The organism is Bacteroides congonensis, assembly GCF_900130125.1.
In the GTDB taxonomy this organism is placed as follows: Bacteria; Bacteroidota; Bacteroidia; order Bacteroidales; family Bacteroidaceae; genus Bacteroides; species Bacteroides congonensis.
Window position 1 is genome coordinate 950,195 of the sequence record NZ_FQXY01000009.1, and the last position, 19,140, is coordinate 969,334.

Here is a 19,140-nt window from a genome sequence, read left to right on the forward strand (position 1 = left end):
CCTGTTTTTCTTCTATCCCACAGCTTGAATATCAATAAATCTATAATAGAGCGGCCGTTTTATTAATTAGTGTTATAAAAACACCAATCATAGACTGATTATTTGCAGATATCCGGAAAGTCCGTATCTTTGCAACGTGTTTTTCATAGTATTAGATTTAAGGTTAACAAAGGTTGGAGCAAGGCGTTGCTCCTTTTTTTATGTCCATACCTCTGCTACCCTACTCTTCGACGGATAACTTCATAAAAAATACTGCCTGATTTTAGATGATTATCAAGCAGCATTCATAGATTACATTATAATATCAACAAACTCGTTTAGAGTGCTTTTTCAATCGCTTTCTTTATTATTGGTTCCATAACATCATATCCCTCACCCGTCGGATGTACTCCATCTTTTGTATATTGAGGATTTAAAGCCTGATTCTCCGGTACAACCAATGCCTGGTAATAATTCACATACGGAATTTTGTTAGCCTTTGCATAAGCTTCTATCCGGTCATTTAATGATTTGATTTTTTGAGGAGCGTCCTTTATTTCCATTCGCCATTTGAATTGGGCGGCAGGTAATACGGAAGTCAGAATCACTTTAATCTTGTTTGCTTTGGCCAACTCTACCATAGAAACAATATTCCCGAATGTATAATCTTCATTATAAGCTTGCGTATTTTCAGCAACATCATTTGTTCCGGCGTTAATCACGACCAGTGCCGGAGAAAGATTAATCACATCTTCCCGGAAACGTACCAGGAACTGATAGGAAGTTTGTCCACTGATTCCACGACCGATGTAGCCGTTCGATTTAAAAAAGTCCGGATGAGTCCGCACCCAGCCTTCGGTAATGGAGTTCCCCATAAAAACAACTCTCTTCTCTTTCTTTGCCGCTTGCGGAAGAGCTGCATTTTCTTTTGAATAACGGCCTAAATTTGCAAAATCCTTTTTTTGTGCATAACTTTCTCCTATCGGGAAACTCAAACAAACAATGGCCAACAATAACCATTGGCCTAATCTTCTTTTATTCATGTTTATATTAAGTATTAGTAATATGATATTTCGTGCAAAGATAAAAAAATCTCTATAAACAGGTGGCTAAATGACGAATAACCGTTAAGGCAAGACTCATTTTTCTTAATCTATGTTATATAACATGCGTTTTTTCTTGGATTATTTGCAGATATCGCAAAAGTCCGTATCTTTGCAATGTGTTTTTCATAGTATTAGATTTAAGGTTAACAAAGGTTGGAGCAAGGCGTTGCTCCTTTTTTTATGTCTATAGGTTTGGAATCCTAAAAAAGAGTGGTATTTTTGTAAACAAAAAAAATAGATGAAACGCAAATTGCTTTATATAGCCTTAATATTCACTATTCTGTGTATTACCTGTATCATTGTGTGTAACAGAACAATAAAAAAACATACAACTTCCAAGATATATACAGAAGCAAGCATTATCCCCACGAATAAAGTCGGACTACTACTCGGCACTTCTCCCAAACTAAAGAATGGGAATAATAATCTATATTTCGACTATCGTATTCTCGCGGCTGTCGAACTATACAAAGCAGGAAAAATAAAATATATCCTTATCAGCGGCGACAATCGCAGAGAAGATTACAATGAGCCGGAAGAAATGAAAAAGGCACTCATGCAAAAAGGAATCCCCGAAAAGTTTATCTACTTAGATTATGCCGGCTTCCGTACGCTTGACTCTGTCATACGTGCCAAAGAGGTATTCGGACAAAATCAACTGACTATTATTTCCCAGCGCTTCCATAATGAACGTGCTATTTATCTAGCCGAAAAGAATGGAATAAATGCTATCGGTTATAATGCCAAAGACGTGAACGCCTATGCCGGACTGAAGACCAATATCCGTGAATTACTTGCAAGAGTGAAAATGTTTATTGATTTAGCAATAGACAAACAGCCCCATTTCTTAGGGGGAAAGATTATAATTGGCAAGAAAAGCATGTAAAAGTTTCTTTATTCCAAAAGATAGATTTACCTTTACTGAAAAATCAGAATATGACAAAAATTACAGTTCAGAAAACAGACGTTACGATCTTAAAAATCAACGATACAGATTATATTTCCTTAACTGACATAGCTAAATACAAGACAACAGATGCCAACGCTGTTATTGCTAATTGGCTACGCAATAGAATGACTATTGAATATTTAGGATTATGGGAGATATTGTATAACCCCAAATTTAAACCCCTCGAATTCGAGGGGTTTAGAAAGGAAGCAGGACTAAATGCATTTACTCTTTCACCTCAAAAATGGATAGAAACAACCGGTGCTATTGGAATTATATCCAAATCGGGAATACAGATGAGACACATTATCTTATTTTTTAGACAAAAGAACATAAGAACAAAAAAGAAACATGGAAATAGAAAGTTTGATAAAAGCTATTATCCAGTGTGCTTATAATGTAAGAACACACCTTGCAGCAGGTTTTCTTGAAAATGTTTATCAGAAAGCATTGATGATAGAATTAAAAGAAAAGGGTATTCATGCAGATACAGAAACTCCTATAAATGTATATTACAAAAATGAAATTGTAGGAGAATTCAGAGCAGACATAATCGTAGAAGGAGAAATAATCATTGAACTTAAAGCGGTACAGCATCTTCTTCCTATACACGAAACCCAATTAGTAAATTACTTAACCGCTACCAATACAGACCACGGCTTATTAATAAACTTTGGTGGTGAACGTATCGAAATAAAAAGAAAATTCAGAGAATATAAACATAAAAATAACGCATAAGAAAAAATATGTTCTTTTGTTCTTATGTCTAAAAGCAATAAAAATTTGTCTATTATGGAAATAAATCAAGCAGCCCCCAAATTTCAGGATGTGTCAATCGCACCTATGCATACAGCGGAGCATCTACTTAACGCTACCATGGTAAAGACCTTTGGTTGCCCGCGCTCCCGTAATGCCCATATAGAAAGAAAAAAGAGTAAGTGCGATTATATTCTTTCATCTTGCCCTACAGCGGAGCAGATACAATCTGTTGAAGATAAAGTGAATGAAGTTATCAGTCAGAATTTGCCGGTGACCATTGAATTTATGACGCATGAGCAGGCAAAAGACATCGTAGACCTCAGTAAACTGCCTGCTGATGCCAGCGAAACACTTCGTATCATTCGCATTGGAGATTACGATGCTTGTGCCTGTATAGGACTACACGTATCCAACACTTCAGAAGTGGGAACCTTCAAAATCATCAGTTATGATTATGATGAGGAAAGACAGACGCTTAGACTAAGATTCAAACTAATCGGTAAGAAGTAAGCAGATTATCAAATTAATATCTATCTTATATAAAATAAATAAAAACAGGATACATTTTGTCACCGAACAAGTAAAATTGGCATTATATAAATGACAAATAGACAATTTCAGTCTCAAAAATCTTATGGCATGAGGTTTGCATATTTAAGAGTGAATGACGGTTCAAGAACTGACGGTGAAAATCGGGATAATTCCTGTCACCGGAAGTGAAAGTTCCGAAGTCCAAAATTGAATTAATTGAATGTTTAACTTAAAGATAGGAGACTAAAATTATGATGCCTGTTAGAAGAACTCAAAGTTGGTTACCAAGTATCTTTAATGATTTCTTTGATAACGATTGGATGGTAAAAGCAAATGCTACCGCACCTGCAATTAATGTTTTGGAAACAGAAAAGGAATACAAAGTAGAACTGGCTGCTCCGGGCATGACGAAGGATGATTTCAATGTCCGCATTGATGAAGACAACAACCTCGTCATCAGCATGGAGAAGAAGACTGAAAACAAAGAGGAGAAGAAAGATGGTCGCTATCTGCGCCGTGAATTCTCATACTCCAAGTTCCAGCAGACAATGATTCTACCGGATAATGTAGACAAAGAAAAAATTGCCGCATCCGTAGATAATGGCGTTCTGAATATTGAACTTCCCAAACTCTCTGAAGAAGAAGTGAAGAAGCCCAATAGACAAATTGAAATAAAATAATACAGTAACCAACTTATCACCGGAAACGGTGATAGAAAAAATAAAGACAGCTCTTTCCGATAGATGGAAAACGAGCTGTCTTTTTATATACTTACAGGTATATCCTTTATTGATTCTTCCGGTAACTAACCACCGCCCAACTATTAAACACAACTGCAAAGAACAGCAATATTCCCAACTGTGGCAATAAATCAAAGAACCCGCTTCCTTTGAGATATACCATCCGCATCACTTCCATAAAATAACGCAAGGGATTCAACATGGTAATCCATTGTGCCCATTCCGGCATACTGCTGATCGGAGTGAACAACCCGCTCATCAATATCAGAATCAACAGACAGAACCACATCACAAACATCGACTGCTGCATCGTAGTTGAATAATTGGAAATAACAAGTCCGAAACCGGACATCACCAATACAAAAAGAACCGCAAAGAAGTAAATCACTGCAAAATGCCCGACAGGCACTATGCCATAAATCAGCCATGCCAACAGGAAACATAAAGTCAGTACTATGAACCCAATCAACCAGTAAGGCAGCAGTTTGGCTATAATAAAAATGAACTTCGGAACCGGTGTTACATTGATTTGTTCAATCGTCCCCACCTCCTTTTCGCTAACCACATTCAAGGCAGGCAGAAATCCGCAAATCAATGTCAGCAACATAACCATCAATGCCGGAATCATGTATAGCTTATAATTCAAATTCGGATTAAACAATCCCTGAGTATCAATGCGGATAGAAGGAAAAGCACCGGAAACAGCAGCAGCTTCAGGACGTTCCGAACGCAATTCGGCAGCATAATCATTAACTATAGAAGCCAAGTAAGAACTTCCAAGTCCCCCCTTCGTCCCATTCACCGCATTGGCAGCAATTAAGATATGAGCATCTTCACCATTCATCCAATCCCGTTCCAGATGCCCCGGAATCTCCATTACAATATCCGCCGTTCCGGTTTCAATATTCCGGAGACCTTCTTCATAAGAAGCCGGCACTTCCACCAAACGAAAATAAGTGGAAGCGGCAATTTTATTTACTAATCGTTGAGAGATAGCCGAATGGTCATTATCCACTATATTCAACTGGATATTCTTGATTTCCAAGTTCACAGCCCAAGGCATCAGCAGCATAATCATGCATGGAAACACAAGAATCAATTTCGGCAGAAACGAATTGCGGAGCAACTGTTTAAACTCTTTTTCTATCAGGAACTTTATCATAAATAATTCTCCATTTAGCCCATTATTATTCCAACCGGTACTTGAATTTCTTGAAGCTGACCGTTATAAGCACCGTCGCCATCAACAATAAAATACCAATCTCCTTCACTACAAATAGAACCGGAACACCCTCAATCATCAACTTCCGTACCGCCTGGATATACCAACGTGCCGGAAGTATATCTGAAATCCACTGAAGTATCAACGGCATACTCTCAACAGGGAAAATCATCCCCGACAAAAGCATCGTGGGCATCATCAGCATCAAACCCGATACCAACATAGCGGCAACCTGTGTCTGTGTGACCGATGAAATCAGCAATCCCAAAGCCAGGGATACGAAGATAAACAACAAAGACACCGTTATCAACCAAAACAAACTTCCCATCACCGGAACATCAAGTACAAAGACCGAAAGCAGCAGAATCGTTATCAGATTGACAAATGACAAAACAAAATAAGGTACAGCTTTTGCCAAAATAATGAATAATGGCTTCACGGGCGAAACCAACAGCACCTCCATCGTACCCGTTTCTTTCTCGCGAACAATAGAAATAGAAGTCATCATGGCACAAATCAGCATCAGAATCAGTCCCATCACTCCGGGCACAAAATTATAAGCGCTCTTCATCTGAGGATTATACAGCAGTTTGATGTCAGGAATCAGACGGGCAGCCGAAACATTCGGTGGCAACATCTCCTGCCCCACCATAGAAATAATTCCGGTCGCATAATTTACCTGCGAAGTCGACATATTCGGATCCGTCGCATCTACAATCAACTGCACACGGGCATCGCCCGCATAAAGCCCGTCCATAAAACGTTTACCGAAAACGATTGCCATATCGACCTCACTTTTCAGAAAGGCAGCCTCCATCTCCTGCGGCGAATGAAAACGGGCGGTAACAGTAAAGTACTCACTGGCATCCAGACGATCAATGATTTTCCGTGTCACCATATCATTCGAAGGATCGAGCACCGCCAACCGAACATTCCTGACTTCCGTGCTGATGGCGAAACCAAACAAGATAATCTGTATCACGGGCATCCCCAACAGAATCAGCATCGTTCGTCGGTCACGAAAAATATGATAAAACTCTTTCTTTACAAAAGCTATAAACTGTCTCATAATCAATCTGCTTTACGCACCGCATCGCGGGCTAATTTTTGGAAAACATCATCCATCGTTTCCACTCCGAACTGCTGCTTCAGACGAACAGGTGTATCAAGCGCTTTAATCTGCCCGTCCACCATGATAGAAATCCGGTTACAGTATTCCGCCTCATCCATATAATGCGTAGTCACAAATACTGTGATTCCCTGGTCGGCAGCCTGATAAATCAACTCCCAAAACTGCCTTCGCGTAGCAGGATCCACTCCACCGGTAGGTTCATCCAGAAAGACGATTCTTGGTTCGTGAAAGATTGAAACCGAAAAAGCCAGTTTCTGTTTCCACCCCAAAGGCAGGCTTTTCACTAAAGTATCCCGTTCGTCAGAGAACCCCAAACGTTCCAACAGTTCTTCCGTCTTTCGTTCTATCTCCTGTTCTTCCATTCCATAGATTCCGGCAAACAGGCGGATATTCTCCCAGACTTTCAAATCTTCATATAAAGAGAACTTCTGACTCATGTATCCGATATGCTTCTTCACCTGTTCAGCTTCCCGGAAAATGTCATATCCCGCAATTTTCCCTACACCCGATGTCGGCTTGCTCAATCCGCAAAGCATACGCATAGCGGTTGTCTTCCCTGCTCCGTTAGCACCCAGAAAGCCAAAGATTTCTCCGCGGTTCACCTGAAAGGATATATGGTCTACTGCCATAAAGTTCCCGAAACATTTTGTCAGCTGGTCTACTTCAATCACAGGCGTCGCCTCATGCCGTACTTCCTCCCGTTCCAACGAAGGCGGACAAAGGATAGAAGCGAATCGTCGGAGAATACGTTCAGGTGTGTCAATGCCATGAATCTGTCCATGATTGATGAAAGCAATCCGGTCACACTGACGGGCTTCGTCCATAATAGGAGTTGAAACGATAATCGTAATTCCCTGCAGCCTTAAATTCCTGAGCATTTGCCAGAACTCTTTACGCGACACAGGATCTACACCGGTAGTAGGTTCATCCAAAAATAAAATATCCGGTTTATGAATCAACGCGCAACTTAATGCCAGTTTCTGTTTCATACCACCCGACAAAGCACCTGCCCTTCTCTTCTTGAACGGTTCTATCTGCTGATAAATATCCTTGATTAAATCATAATTTTCCTGAATAGTCGTATGGAATACCGTAGCGAAAAACTCCAGGTTTTCTTCCACCGAGAGATCCTGATAGAGCGAAAAGCGACCGGGCATATATCCTACCCGCGTACGAATCTGCTTGTAGTCTGAATCTACATCCAGTCCGCCGACAGTTGCCGTACCCTTATCAGCCAGCAATAGAGTAGTCAGGATACGAAACAAGGTACTCTTTCCCGCACCGTCAGGCCCAATCAGCCCGAAGATTTCTCCCTGCTCCACTGCAAAAGAAACTCCTTTCAGCGCTTCCACCTTTCCATAACTTTTGCTGACTTCTTCCACCACCACTATGGGTTCTCTTCCATCCGCCCCTTTCATCTGAATTTCCTCTTTTTAATTCCCAACTTTCATTTTCACTCCACCATACATGCCTATCTTCAGCGCTCCATCATTCTTCACAGCTATCTTCACCGCATAGACCAAATTAGCACGTTCATTTTTTGTCAGAATAGTCTTGGGGGTAAATTCCGAACGGTCGGAAATCCAAGTAATCACACCCGGATAGGCCTTCTGCTCCGAATTTCCATAATCGGCATAAACAGTCACCTTATCTCCCAACTTCACCTGTGACAACTGTTCGGAAGTGATATAAGCCCGCAGGTACATTCCATCCGTTTCCGCCACCTTAAACAACGGTCTGCCGACAGATGCCAGTTCACCGGCTTCCGCATATTTTGCCAGCACCGTACCTTCAATAGGCGACTGAATGTGGCATTTATCCAACTGGTCTTCCACCTGCGCCACTTGTATGGCTACTGAATTTCCCTGTTCCGTCAGACTGTTCGTACTGTTCAGCAATGATGATTCCTGTGCTGCAAGCTGTCTTTCGAGCAATTTGACTTGTGCATCCCAGTCGTCCAACTGTTTCTGATTGGCCGCACCCGCAGCAAGCAAGTTCTCCACCCGCTTCTTTTCACGTTCGGCCGTAGCAATCTGCTGTTTGGTAGCGGCAATCTGTTTGGCAAGATCCGGACGCTGACTTTCCACAGATTTCATACTGGCTTCCAGTTGCAACTTCTTCAGATATAACTGTACCGTATCGACCAATCCCACTTCCTCACCTGCTTTTAACCTTGTCCCTTCCTCTATATCCAGTTTCAGCAATTTTCCGGCAGCTTCGGCAGAAACAATGACTTCCGTTGCTTCAAACGTACCGGTAGCGTCATAATCAGGCGTTCCGTTTCCACAGGCGGATAACATTACCAATGCCATCCCCCACATTCCTATCTTTGTTATTCCTTTCATATCCTGAGAAGTTATTTTAATAATTCGTAGTATATTTCAATTGATAAATACCCATCAACCGCTGAATCTCATGCAGGGCTTTCGACTGACGTGCCAGGCTTTCATTAGTCAGTTCCCGAAGCATCTCGGTCACGGTCAATGTACCATTAGCCACTTTTGCCTCAGCCGCTTTGCGGATATTGGTACGCAAACGGATAATTTCATTATCATCCTGCATCTGTTTCTCCAACGAACGGATTGCCTGATCCTGCTGTGTCATTTGTAACCGCGTATTGAAAAGAAACACATCCCGGTTATTGTCCAATTGCTGACGCTTGTTTTCAATCACCCGCCGGTCATTCTTCAACGTATACAAGCTACCGAAATTCCACGAAAGCCGTACACCCGCAATATAATAAGGAGAAAATTCGTTTTTCAACATATTCAACCCCGGATTCCCATAAGCCCCCTGCACGAACAATCCGAATTGCGGAAGATGGCGCACATTGAGTGCTTTCTCCTGTACTTGCAATCCGGCTCCCTGTGCATCAAACAAAGACAATTCCGGCCGGCGTATTTCACTGACAGCCGAAACCTCATTCTGTGGAACAGGTTTCTCCAACGTAGTCTCCTGCGACAATTCTTCTCCCACCAACAGCGAAAGCATTTTCAAATACGCGACACGCGACGAAACAAGATCCACCCTCTTCTGACGGGTATTCAGTTGCTCCACTTTCACTGCATCCAAATCCGCCAGATTGGCTATTCCATTTTCTACATAAGCAGTAATCTGACGATAATTCCGTTCCAGTTCATCCTGCAACAATGCATTTTGTCGCAACTGCTCATCCAGCAACAGGATTCCGAAATACAAATCATTCACACGACTGTTCAGTGCATACATATCCACATTCAGTCTTTCCTTCTCTATTTCAGCCTCCGCCGTTGTCTGCTTCTTCTGCATACGGATTCCGCCACCATCCCAGATTTTCTGTTGCAATTCCAACACAACCTGATACTGGTCTTTGGGTAAACCTTTTATATCCACTCCGGGAATTTTCACGGGGATTTCCGTCACTTCACTCTGATAAGAAGCTTTCGCCGAAAGAGCCAATTGAGGTAAATATCCCCTGGCCGCATTTTCCAGACTATATTCCTTTGTTTTCTCCACCAAGCCATATTGATGTACCAGCGGATAATTCCCCTGCGTTTTCCGTTGACATTCTTCCAACGTAATTTGCGCATACATACTCGATACAAACAACAAAAAGGAGAAACTGAAAATCATTCTTTTCATACGAAACTATTTATTACTAATAATATGAATTCTAAAAATACAAAAAAACGGAATAAACCAGTTATATTTCACTGATTTATTCCGTTTCTCAATTAATATATAATAAATTATTTCGAGAATTCCTTGATACGTTGTTCCTCTTCCAATTTGCAAATCAGCAACGTATTATCTTTTTCGGCAATGATGTATCCGTCCAGCCCTTGCACTACCACCCGTTTTTCTTCACTGGCGTGCACAATGCAGTTCTTACTGTCATACAGACGAATATCAGTTCCTACCGTAGCATTTCCCGATTTATCCTGTGGCAAGAGCCCGCGCAAAGCTCCCCATGTACCCAAATCCGACCAACCGAATGAAGCGGGCAGTACATAGATTTCCTGCGCTTTCTCCATCACTGCGTAGTCAATAGAAATGCTTTCGCAAGTCGGGAACAGTTTCTTTATCGTTTCACTTTCTTTCTCCGTATAGAAATCCGGGAAGATACGGTCGAAAATCTGTGCAATGCCCGGAGCATATACACGCATCACTGAAGTGATGGTACGTACATTCCACACAAAGATTCCGGCATTCCAAAAGAAATTACCTTCTGCCAAGTACTTCTCCGCAGTTTCTTTATCCGGTTTTTCCTTGAATGCATCCACCGTAAAAATCTCCTTGTCCGTCATTATCTGCTCTCCGGCAGCGATATATCCATATCCTGTTTCCGGACGAGTCGGTCTGATACCTAGGGTAACAATAGCACTGCTATCATTCGTAAAACGAAGCGCCTTCTCTACCACCCGGCGGAATTCCCCCGTATCAATAACCAGTGCATCCGAAGGAGTTACCACGATATTTGCATTCGGATGTTTCTTTTTAATTTTCCAGCAGGCATAAGCAATGCAAGGCGCCGTGTTCCGTGCACAAGGTTCCGCCAAAATATTACTCTCCGGCATCTCCGGCAACTGCTCCCGAACAATATCTATATATTTTTCAGAAGTTACCACCCACATATTTTCCTTCGGGCAAACACCGTCAAAACGGTCGGCAGTCAACTGAATCAGCGACCGTCCACACCCCATTACATCAATAAATTGTTTCGGACATTCCGGTGTACTCATCGGCCAAAAACGGCTGCCAATGCCACCAGCCATTATTACGACATGATTATCCATACCTGTTATTCTCCAATTTTAAAAATAATTGCGCAATTTACTCCAAAATGTCCAATTTCGCAAGGAAAACAGAACAAATCATACATTTTCCCATTTCAACACTTCCACCCACTCTTCGGGTACACACTTTCTCCCTTGTCTCTTATGGGGTATGGTTCCTATCACTAAATCCTTATTTTCCTCCAAAGTGATCCTTATTTGTTTAAGAAGCTCCGCCAGCGAAGCATGCAGATGAATTTCATCCATCAGAAAATTGATGGTTATTATATAATAATAGATACGTATATCTTTCCCTTGTTTCATATCGCTCACTGTGCGCCTGGAGATATCCAGTTCTTCCGTAAGAAAATCATAAGTATTCAATTTGTCGGTTGCCAACAAAGCTATCATTACATTACTCACAAAATTGTAACATTCCTTTTCCATGACTTTTTACCTATTTTATTTTAAATGTTTGCTATTATAAATAATGAATTACAAAAGTAATCCACCAATGAGTACCAACAGTTGGTACCTTTCTATTCTTTCTTCCCACTACTTTTGTTCCCGCTATTCCAAACGAACGGAATAAAAAAGAGTGTATCATTATAATTAAATTCTCATGAAACTACTTGAAGAAATCAAAGTCTCCGTTTATGAAAATGTGTATTCCAAAAGACCGGAAGTCATGTCCTTTCTGGAAGTTATCACTATGTGTATCCATCCGATCTATGCCGCTACCATCAACACCATTCGTCGTTACCATACAGAAGGTGACAACGAAGCAGCGCAAAAGCTGAAAAGCCGACTCCCCTGCTTCACCCCTGCCGGAACATTCAACGGCGCACATGCCATCAGAAATTTTCTCCTTCCCAGCAATATTATTTGTCTGGACTACGACCATGTCCCCGACCGGCAAGGACGAAAGCCGCTTGTGCTACTTCAGCTACTCGCCGAATGGTTATCTTGCCGGTCTGTATCAACCTTTCATATTAGAACCGGCTGTCGGGCAAGCCCGTCCTGCCAGTATTCTTCCGATAGAAAACAAAACACCGGATACCGCTTATGAATTTCTACAAAATCTCCCCCAAGGAGAAGTAGAAAAGTTTCTTTCGTCCTATATTTTCCTTTATCCGCTGACTAAAGGACAACGTCACACGCATCTCTTTAAAATGGCCTGTGAAGCCTGTCGCCGTCACTATCCGGAAGAAACGCTATTACGTGAACTCACGACCTATTCAGAGCTTACAGATTTTCCCATCGGAGAATTAAAAAGCGCATTTCACTCCGGCTACGAGCGCGTTATTAATCAGCAGTCGGAGGCTAAGCCCACTGCATCCCGTCCGGTTCAAAATGACAAACTGACAAAAATGCCATATGGTACTCCCGCCAGTAACGAAGAAGCGGACGATTCTTATTGGCAGGGAGAAGAATTAAGAAAAAACACAGTGGTTTTTCCCGATGAGTTGTTCGAAAATCTGCCTGCTCTCATGGACGACTGTATCATCGAAGACGAAGATATTCGTGAACGTGACATTTCATTCCTGTCCATTGTCACGGCATTAAGTTCTGTCCTGCCGCAGACATTCGGCATTTATAATCATAAAAAATATTCTACTCATATCTTCAGTATTATTATTTCTCCGGCCGGCAGCGGGAAGAGCATTGCACAAGTCGGACGTTATTTGCTGGAGGAGATACATAGTCATATCCTGACCACCAGCGAACAACAACAGAAAAAATACAAACAGGAACGTTCCGCCTGGCAAGCCGAATGCAACCGGAAACAGAAAACGGGCGATACGCGACCGGAAGAACCAACAGCACCTCCTTTCAAATTGCTCATCATTCCCGCCACTACCAGCTATACCCGTATGCAAATTCAAATGCAGGACAACGGAGAACAAGGAAGCATTATTTTCGACACCGAAGCACAAACGCTTTCCACCGCCAACCACCTGGATTGCGGCAACTTCGATGACATGCTCCGCAAAGCTTTCGAGCACGAGAATATCGACTCTTCCTACAAAGCCAACGGACTGGTACCAATCTACATCCGCTATCCCAAGCTCGCCTTGCTCCTCACCGGAACTCCCGGACAGTTGAATGGTTTGCTGAGCAGTTCCGAAAACGGTCTTGCCAGCCGTATCCTCTACTATACTTTCCGTGGCTTTCCTCATTGGAAAGAAATGGGTGATGACTGTGTCTCTCTCGAAGACCGTTTTAAACCTTTGTCACATCAGGTCTTTGAGCTCTACAATTTCTGCCTGAAAAATCCTGTACTTTTCCATCTAAGCCGTTCCCAGTGGAAACTGTTGAACGAAACCTTCTCCCGATTACTGGAAGAAGTAACGCTGGAAGGCAATGATGATTTGCAGGCTGTCGTGAAACGTTATGCATTTCTGGTAATGCGTATCAGTATGATTCAGACACGTATCCGCCAGTTCGAGGCAAATGACCTCTCACCGGAGATTTATTGCAACGATATTGATTTCAAGCGCTCTCTCAGGCTAGTATTGTGTTGCTACGAACATAGCCGTCTGTTATTATCCTCAATGGGTTCTCCTTCACTCCAACCTTTAAAGAATCCGGACAATACACGGAATTTCTACAAAGAACTGCCGGATACTTTCACGACTGACGAAGCCATGAGAGTCGGCGCAAAATACGATATCAATATTCGTAAAGTCGCACGTCTCCTGAAAGCTCTTAATGGTGTGAAAATCAATAAGGTTTCACACGGTGTCTATGAAAAGATAAAGTGAGATAGTCACATCTGTCATTTTTGTCAGTTTGTCATTTTGAAAGCCTCGAAAATCTATGGGAAGTTTGAAAAAATCATCCCATAGTTCGTTTTCAATCATTGGGATGATTCGCAACAAACATCCCGATGATTTTTCCAGTTTCCATAACGTCCGTGAACGTCAATACCCGTCTTGCCGGTAACCGGAGATAGTATCTTTGCAATGTAATCGATTACAAGTGACAAGCAACTGAATTTAAAAACTTAAACATCAAGAATTATGCAAAAGTACATTATCATGCCCCGTAAGAATCTGCTGAAACCGGACGAAGCTCCCAAGTATTATGCCGTAGCACGCAGTGGCCGCAAAGTAACCGTCAAGGAAGTCTGCAAGCGTATTTCCGAACGTTCTTCCTACTCCAAAGGAGAACTGGAAGGTTGTATCGGTGAATTCCTGCTCGAAATCGTCAACGTATTGGAAGAGGGCAATATCGTCCAAATGGGTGACCTCGGCAATTTCCGTATGAGTATCAAGACCGGCATTCCCACCGAAACGGTGAAAGAGTTCAATGCATCCTGTATCGAGAAAGGCAAAGTGCTCTTCTATCCGGGAAGCGACCTTCGCAAATTGTGTAAAACAATGGACTACACCCTGTATAAAAGTGACGCCAAGCCCGATGCAGGCGATGAACCGTTACCAGATGACGGTGGTGGCAACCAAGGCGGCTCAGGCGACGATGGTGAAACTCCGGATCCGGCAGCTTAATCCATTATGTAATCTATCCATTATTCATTCTTTAAATTAAATTTATATGAAAAAGCAACTTTGGAAGAATATCCTTCAGTTCATCGTGACTATTGCTACTTCCATCATTTCAGCTATTGGTGTAACGTCCTGTATGGGACATTAATCCGGCAGAATTATGACTGGAAAAACAGAAGAAAGCTATCTTCCCCGGGAAATTAAATTGTTAGTGATTCATTGCAGCGCTACGCGCTGCAATGCTCCCTTCACTGTGGAGCAACTTCGGCAATGTCATTTGCAACGTGGTTTCAAAGATATCGGATACCATTTTTACATCACCCGGAATGGTGAACTTCATCACTGTCGCCCGGTAGCGGAAATCGGTGCGCATGTGAGAGGATTCAACCGGCACAGCATCGGGATATGCTATGAAGGCGGATTAGACGAAAATGGCAAACCGGCAGACACTAGAACCCGGGCACAACGGTTTGCGCTACTTGACTTATTGACAATTCTCAAACATCAATATCCGGAAGCGCAAATCCTGGGACATTATCAGCTCAGTGCAACAATCCATAAAGCATGCCCTGTTTTTGATGCCCGCAAAGAGTACTCCAAAATATAGCATATTTATAGGAAACAGGAACGGGAGAGAGCGTAAATGCCGCCTCCCGTTTTTGTCTCCATATTTTATTCAATTATTATTATTTTAAAATATCAACGATCTTCACAGACAGTTGATATTAAAGGAAATCACACCGGCTTTTTCGCCGACATGAGGGCGTGGATCAGGAACATACCGCTGTACATTTCCTGACCTACAAAATGTAGGGTTCTTCATGTGTGTAGCATGAAGTTAGGGACCTACATATTTCATCTCACTTTGTGTAAAGTATTAAAAGTACTAATCTTTTTTCGGGCTATAACTCTCCCGGATTTCCTAAGTAGTATGCGATAAGACGTACTTCTCTTGCAGTGAATGCTTTCGTTTTCGGATGAAAATCCATTGCTTGAATTTCAATCATCAATGGCGCGCATCTACGCATCCAACGCCGGAGTTTATTGACTGCCAAACTAATTTCTAAATCAGGAAAGTACATATGTGCCAGTTCGTGCTTATCGTAACATTTCACCACAAAATTTGTTTGATTCATTGTATCTTATATTCTGTTTATTATCCTATAAAGATACAAAAAATACAGACAATAAGAAAAGAATAAAGTAATTATTATTCAGCTATTATTTATCACTGTTATGTTGTTCGCCATAACCGTAACCATAACCGTAACGTTTACCATATCCATAATACTTACCATATTTACCATAACCATAGTAATAGCCATATTTTCTCCTATTCAAATCCAAGCCATTAATAGCAATACAGAGATTAGGCAATTTATTATTTTCAGCCAGTTCATTAATGAGAGTAAACTCTGCCTTACGGGTGTAATCGGCACGACATACATATACAGATAAATCAGCAGCACGTCCTATCAGTAAAGTATCGGTTACCATGCCGATCGGTGCCGTATCCAATATCACATAATCAAAATTCTTTCTCAATGTTTCGATAGCCTTCTCCAATCCGTCACGAGCCAATAACTCTGTCGGATTAGGTGGAACTGTTCCACCGGGAAGTATAAACAAATTCTTGTTTATGTCAGAAGGTTGTACCAAGTCCATCAGATTCGTAGTTGGATTAGTCAAGAACTGAGTAATACCATGATCCTTTTTAGAAATATTGAATACTTTATTCAATCCCGGTTTACGAATATCAAGTCCTACAATCACCACCTTCTTCCCTAATAAAGAAAGGCTGATAGCTAAATTAGCTGATATAAAAGACTTCCCTTCACCACTGATAGTAGAAGTCACCAGAATCACATTTTTACCACTCTCAAGCATAAACTGAAGATTGGTACGGATATTTCGGAAAGTCTCGCTCATGAGATTATTCTTATTCTCAAATACAGCAATGGAACCAGTCTTTTCATCCGCTAATGGAATATCACCGACAACAGGAAGCAAAGTCAATTTTTCAACATCAGCACGACCTTCAATCTTGAACTTAGTTAATCCAATCAGATAGATAATACCTACCGGAAGCCCCATTCCCAAAACAAAAGCAGCCAAATAAATCATCATCTTTTTAGGAGAAACCGGATTTTCGTCCGCCAATGCTTCATCAATGGTTTTAGCATTGTTTGCCGTAGCCGCCAAGGTTATCGCATTCTCTTCACGTTTCTGAAGGAGCATCAGATAAAGTCCCGCCTTGATTTCCTGCTGACGTGCGATGCTTACAAACTGACGTTCCTGAGTCGGCGCATCACTGATACGACGAGTATAACGCTTCGTTTCACGGGCTAAATCGTCCCTCGTAATCTGTAGTCCTTTCAAAGTGGCATCAAGCGTGGCCTGAACATTGCTGCGCATCGCACGAATACTGGTATTCAGGTTTATAATCGTCGGATTATTTTCCGTTGATGTGCGCAACAGGCGTTTCCTTTCTACCAACATCTCATTATAGCGATCTATTGCACCCGCCAGTCCGACATCCTGCAAACCTACATTAGTAGGAAGTACTTCATATTCGTTTCCCTTCATATAGCGTTGCAAATCCATCACAAGATTAATCTGCGTCTGGTTTTCTACGCGTTTCTTCTCATATTCAGCATTACCGGTGAGGGCTATCTGCGCTTCGCTGCTCAGGTCCGTAATACCGGCACTCCGCTTGAAGTTCTCCAAATCCTGTTCCGTGCTGCCAAGCTCTTTAGAAATTATGCTAATACGCTCGTCAATGAACTCCGCCGTTTTCTGGGCAACTTCGTTTTTATCGTTATTGGTGTTGATGTTATATACTTCCAATAACTTATTGATGAAATCCTTCCCCCGCTGCGTATTCGAGTTTTTCAATGAGATTACGGCAACGGAAGTGGTTTTGGAGGTGGGGGCGATAGATAAGGCATTAGTATATCCTCTCGCAACAGATAAAGGTCTGTTTATAAACGCTTTGATATGGCGTTCTTTCGGCATTTCGTTCAAATGGGTCAGTGCCAGCGTATCCTTGTTTTCAAAAAAAGCAACCGTACCTTCATCAGTAGGGAACACCGCCGGCAGTTTATCGAATTGTTTCTGATACTCTTTATCGCCTATGGAAATCAAAACATTCATACCTCCTGTAGAAAGAAGACTCATATCCACCTCCATCGTTTTGGGAAGCTTTTCCGCTTCCTGAGGTGTCAGGCTGACCAATACCGGTGAAGTGCGATATAATTCTTTAGCAGGAAAAGCATCTTCATCTTTGTAGGTCACGAAAAGATTTAACTGATTTACTACCTCACGGGCGAGAGACTTGGAACGCAATACCTCGATTTCATTATCAATGTTTTTCGAAGAGGTCATAAAACCGTCGAGTCCCATTTTCTCCAGTTCGGAGCTCATACTGGCTCCCCCACCCTTCTCCTCATCCTTGATAAGAACGGTAGCAGAAATATTATAAACAGGAGTAGTGGTGTACATATAAATCCATGCAAGAATCACACATATCACTACCGAAACAATAAACCACGGCCAATGAATCAGATAACGGAAAAGGATCTCTTGAATATTGATTTGTTCTTCGTCCGCCTCAATGCGTTTTTCGTTTTTTTCCTCAATCATAGTGTTTTTATTTGAATATTGTGACTAACAAACTCGCTAATGATACTAATATAGAAGTAGCCGAGAACCAAAGACTTGTGCTGTTGCCAATGTCAGAGTTACGGGCTTTTGCCTTATTGGGCGTCACGTAGACTATATCATTTTGTTGTAGCCAATAATAGGGTGAAAGAATCGTCTCCGCCTTATTAAGGTCGAGGGTGATGATCTGTTGTTTGCCATTGGCATCTTCACGGATTAATTTCACGTTATCACGAAGTCCGTGCACAGTCATATCACCTGCCATTGCTAATGCTTCTAATAAATTCACTTTTTCATTGTTTATAGTGAATGTACCGGGATGGGCTACCTCTCCGATTACGGATATTTTATAATTCACCATGCGAACAGTAACGATAGGAGTCTCTTTAATGTAAGGTTTCAGTTTTTCTACAATCATTTGTTCGGCTTCCTTTTTCGTTAAGCCTCCAAGCTTCAATTCGCCTAATACAGGAAAATCAATTGTACCATCATTACTTACCAGATAAGTTTGTAAAGTCGGCTGAGAGGTTATATACCTATTGGCATCACTGACATTCGTTGTCCCAGCCACAACAAGGTTAAAAGGCATCGCCAGTTCCGGACTGGTACATGACACTGCAATAGTCAACAAATCCTTGGGCATAATTTTAGCATCATACATCGTCTCTTGCTGATTTATTTGTCCTATTATCTCCGTATCTTGAAAATAAGGCACTTTTTTATACGACTGACATGCGACCAATAAAAAAGACAATATCAGCCCAAACGGTAGTTGTTTATACACTCTATTCATATTATTTAT

General features: G+C 41.7%; 18 protein-coding genes and 2 pseudogenes. 9 read left to right on the top strand and 11 right to left on the bottom strand.

Translation table 11 applies throughout. The features are described 5' to 3' along the window. Positions 1-317: 317 nt before the first annotated feature. Positions 318-1,022 carry an SGNH/GDSL hydrolase family protein gene (locus BQ7997_RS10665; RefSeq protein ID WP_073346106.1) on the bottom strand — a complete coding sequence of 235 codons (705 nt, stop codon included), beginning with the start codon at positions 1,020-1,022 and terminating at the stop codon, positions 318-320. A gap of 301 nt (positions 1,023-1,323) precedes the next feature. Here BQ7997_RS10665 and BQ7997_RS10670 point away from each other — a divergent pair, with 301 nt between their 5' ends. The 5 genes and pseudogenes from BQ7997_RS10670 to BQ7997_RS10690 all read left to right on the top strand — a co-directional run bounded on the left by BQ7997_RS10670 (position 1,324) and on the right by BQ7997_RS10690 (position 4,004). Then, on the top strand, positions 1,324-1,971 hold the full coding sequence (locus BQ7997_RS10670; protein ID WP_073346108.1) for a SanA/YdcF family protein: 648 nt from the start codon (positions 1,324-1,326) through the stop codon (positions 1,969-1,971). A gap of 50 nt (positions 1,972-2,021) precedes the next feature. Beyond that, positions 2,022-2,324: pseudogene (locus BQ7997_RS10675) on the top strand (KilA-N domain-containing protein); the annotation flags it as partial. A 61-nt stretch (positions 2,325-2,385) separates the two neighbouring features. Further along, the gene (locus tag BQ7997_RS10680; protein WP_010538400.1) at positions 2,386-2,772 is read left to right on the top strand and encodes a GxxExxY protein; all 387 of its coding nucleotides are present in this window, start codon (positions 2,386-2,388) and stop codon (positions 2,770-2,772) included. 54 nt (positions 2,773-2,826) lie between these two features. Next, entirely contained in the window at positions 2,827-3,303 is a 477-nt protein-coding gene (locus tag BQ7997_RS10685; protein ID WP_073346547.1) for an alanyl-tRNA editing protein, read from the top strand. Between the two features lie 272 nt (positions 3,304-3,575). Then, positions 3,576-4,004, top strand: a complete 429-nt coding sequence (locus BQ7997_RS10690) for an Hsp20/alpha crystallin family protein (RefSeq protein WP_052662111.1) — start codon at positions 3,576-3,578, stop codon at positions 4,002-4,004. 106 nt (positions 4,005-4,110) lie between these two features. On the opposite strand, the gene BQ7997_RS10695 is transcribed toward BQ7997_RS10690, so the two are convergent. From BQ7997_RS10695 to BQ7997_RS10725, 7 genes are all read right to left on the bottom strand, one after another. After that, positions 4,111-5,226, bottom strand: coding sequence for an ABC transporter permease (locus BQ7997_RS10695; RefSeq protein WP_073346109.1), 1,116 nt, complete (start codon positions 5,224-5,226; stop codon positions 4,111-4,113). Positions 5,227-5,251: 25 nt separating this feature from the next. After that, positions 5,252-6,355: an ABC transporter permease gene (locus BQ7997_RS10700; protein WP_073346111.1), complete on the bottom strand. Its 1,104-nt coding sequence runs from the start codon at positions 6,353-6,355 to the stop codon at positions 5,252-5,254. A 2-nt stretch (positions 6,356-6,357) separates the two neighbouring features. Then, on the bottom strand, positions 6,358-7,836 hold the full coding sequence (locus BQ7997_RS10705) for an ATP-binding cassette domain-containing protein (RefSeq protein ID WP_073346115.1): 1,479 nt from the start codon (positions 7,834-7,836) through the stop codon (positions 6,358-6,360). 15 nt (positions 7,837-7,851) lie between these two features. Continuing rightward, positions 7,852-8,763 carry an HlyD family secretion protein gene (locus tag BQ7997_RS10710; protein ID WP_073346118.1) on the bottom strand — a complete coding sequence of 304 codons (912 nt, stop codon included), beginning with the start codon at positions 8,761-8,763 and terminating at the stop codon, positions 7,852-7,854. A 16-nt stretch (positions 8,764-8,779) separates the two neighbouring features. Next, positions 8,780-10,039 (bottom strand): TolC family protein, encoded by a 1,260-nt coding sequence (locus tag BQ7997_RS10715; RefSeq protein ID WP_073346120.1) that lies wholly within the window; start codon positions 10,037-10,039, stop codon positions 8,780-8,782. A 107-nt stretch (positions 10,040-10,146) separates the two neighbouring features. Further along, positions 10,147-11,193: a mannose-1-phosphate guanylyltransferase gene (locus BQ7997_RS10720; protein WP_073346123.1), complete on the bottom strand. Its 1,047-nt coding sequence runs from the start codon at positions 11,191-11,193 to the stop codon at positions 10,147-10,149. A 78-nt stretch (positions 11,194-11,271) separates the two neighbouring features. Next, complete coding sequence (locus tag BQ7997_RS10725) at positions 11,272-11,619, bottom strand: hypothetical protein (protein WP_073346126.1); 348 nt, start codon at positions 11,617-11,619, stop codon at positions 11,272-11,274. A gap of 175 nt (positions 11,620-11,794) precedes the next feature. Here BQ7997_RS10725 and BQ7997_RS10730 point away from each other — a divergent pair. From BQ7997_RS10730 to BQ7997_RS10740, 4 genes and pseudogenes are all read left to right on the top strand, one after another. Further along, positions 11,795-13,937: pseudogene (locus BQ7997_RS10730) on the top strand (DUF3987 domain-containing protein). A 258-nt stretch (positions 13,938-14,195) separates the two neighbouring features. Next, a complete protein-coding gene (locus BQ7997_RS10735) occupies positions 14,196-14,681 on the top strand; it encodes an HU family DNA-binding protein (RefSeq protein ID WP_394333728.1) in 486 nt (161 codons plus the stop codon). Between the two features lie 46 nt (positions 14,682-14,727). Next, complete coding sequence (locus tag BQ7997_RS25500) at positions 14,728-14,826, top strand: smalltalk protein (protein ID WP_156150088.1); 99 nt, start codon at positions 14,728-14,730, stop codon at positions 14,824-14,826. Positions 14,827-14,838: 12 nt separating this feature from the next. Then, positions 14,839-15,285: an N-acetylmuramoyl-L-alanine amidase gene (locus tag BQ7997_RS10740; protein ID WP_044655627.1), complete on the top strand. Its 447-nt coding sequence runs from the start codon at positions 14,839-14,841 to the stop codon at positions 15,283-15,285. A gap of 295 nt (positions 15,286-15,580) precedes the next feature. Here BQ7997_RS10740 and BQ7997_RS10745 read toward each other — a convergent pair whose 3' ends face one another. The 3 genes from BQ7997_RS10745 to BQ7997_RS10755 form a co-directional block, all read right to left on the bottom strand. Beyond that, positions 15,581-15,814, bottom strand: coding sequence for a DUF4248 domain-containing protein (locus tag BQ7997_RS10745; RefSeq protein ID WP_073346131.1), 234 nt, complete (start codon positions 15,812-15,814; stop codon positions 15,581-15,583). Positions 15,815-15,899: 85 nt separating this feature from the next. Further along, the gene (locus BQ7997_RS10750) at positions 15,900-18,320 is read right to left on the bottom strand and encodes a GumC family protein (protein ID WP_073346133.1); all 2,421 of its coding nucleotides are present in this window, start codon (positions 18,318-18,320) and stop codon (positions 15,900-15,902) included. Positions 18,321-18,327: 7 nt separating this feature from the next. Further along, positions 18,328-19,131 carry a polysaccharide biosynthesis/export family protein gene (locus tag BQ7997_RS10755; protein ID WP_073346136.1) on the bottom strand — a complete coding sequence of 268 codons (804 nt, stop codon included), beginning with the start codon at positions 19,129-19,131 and terminating at the stop codon, positions 18,328-18,330. Positions 19,132-19,140: the final 9 nt, after the last annotated feature.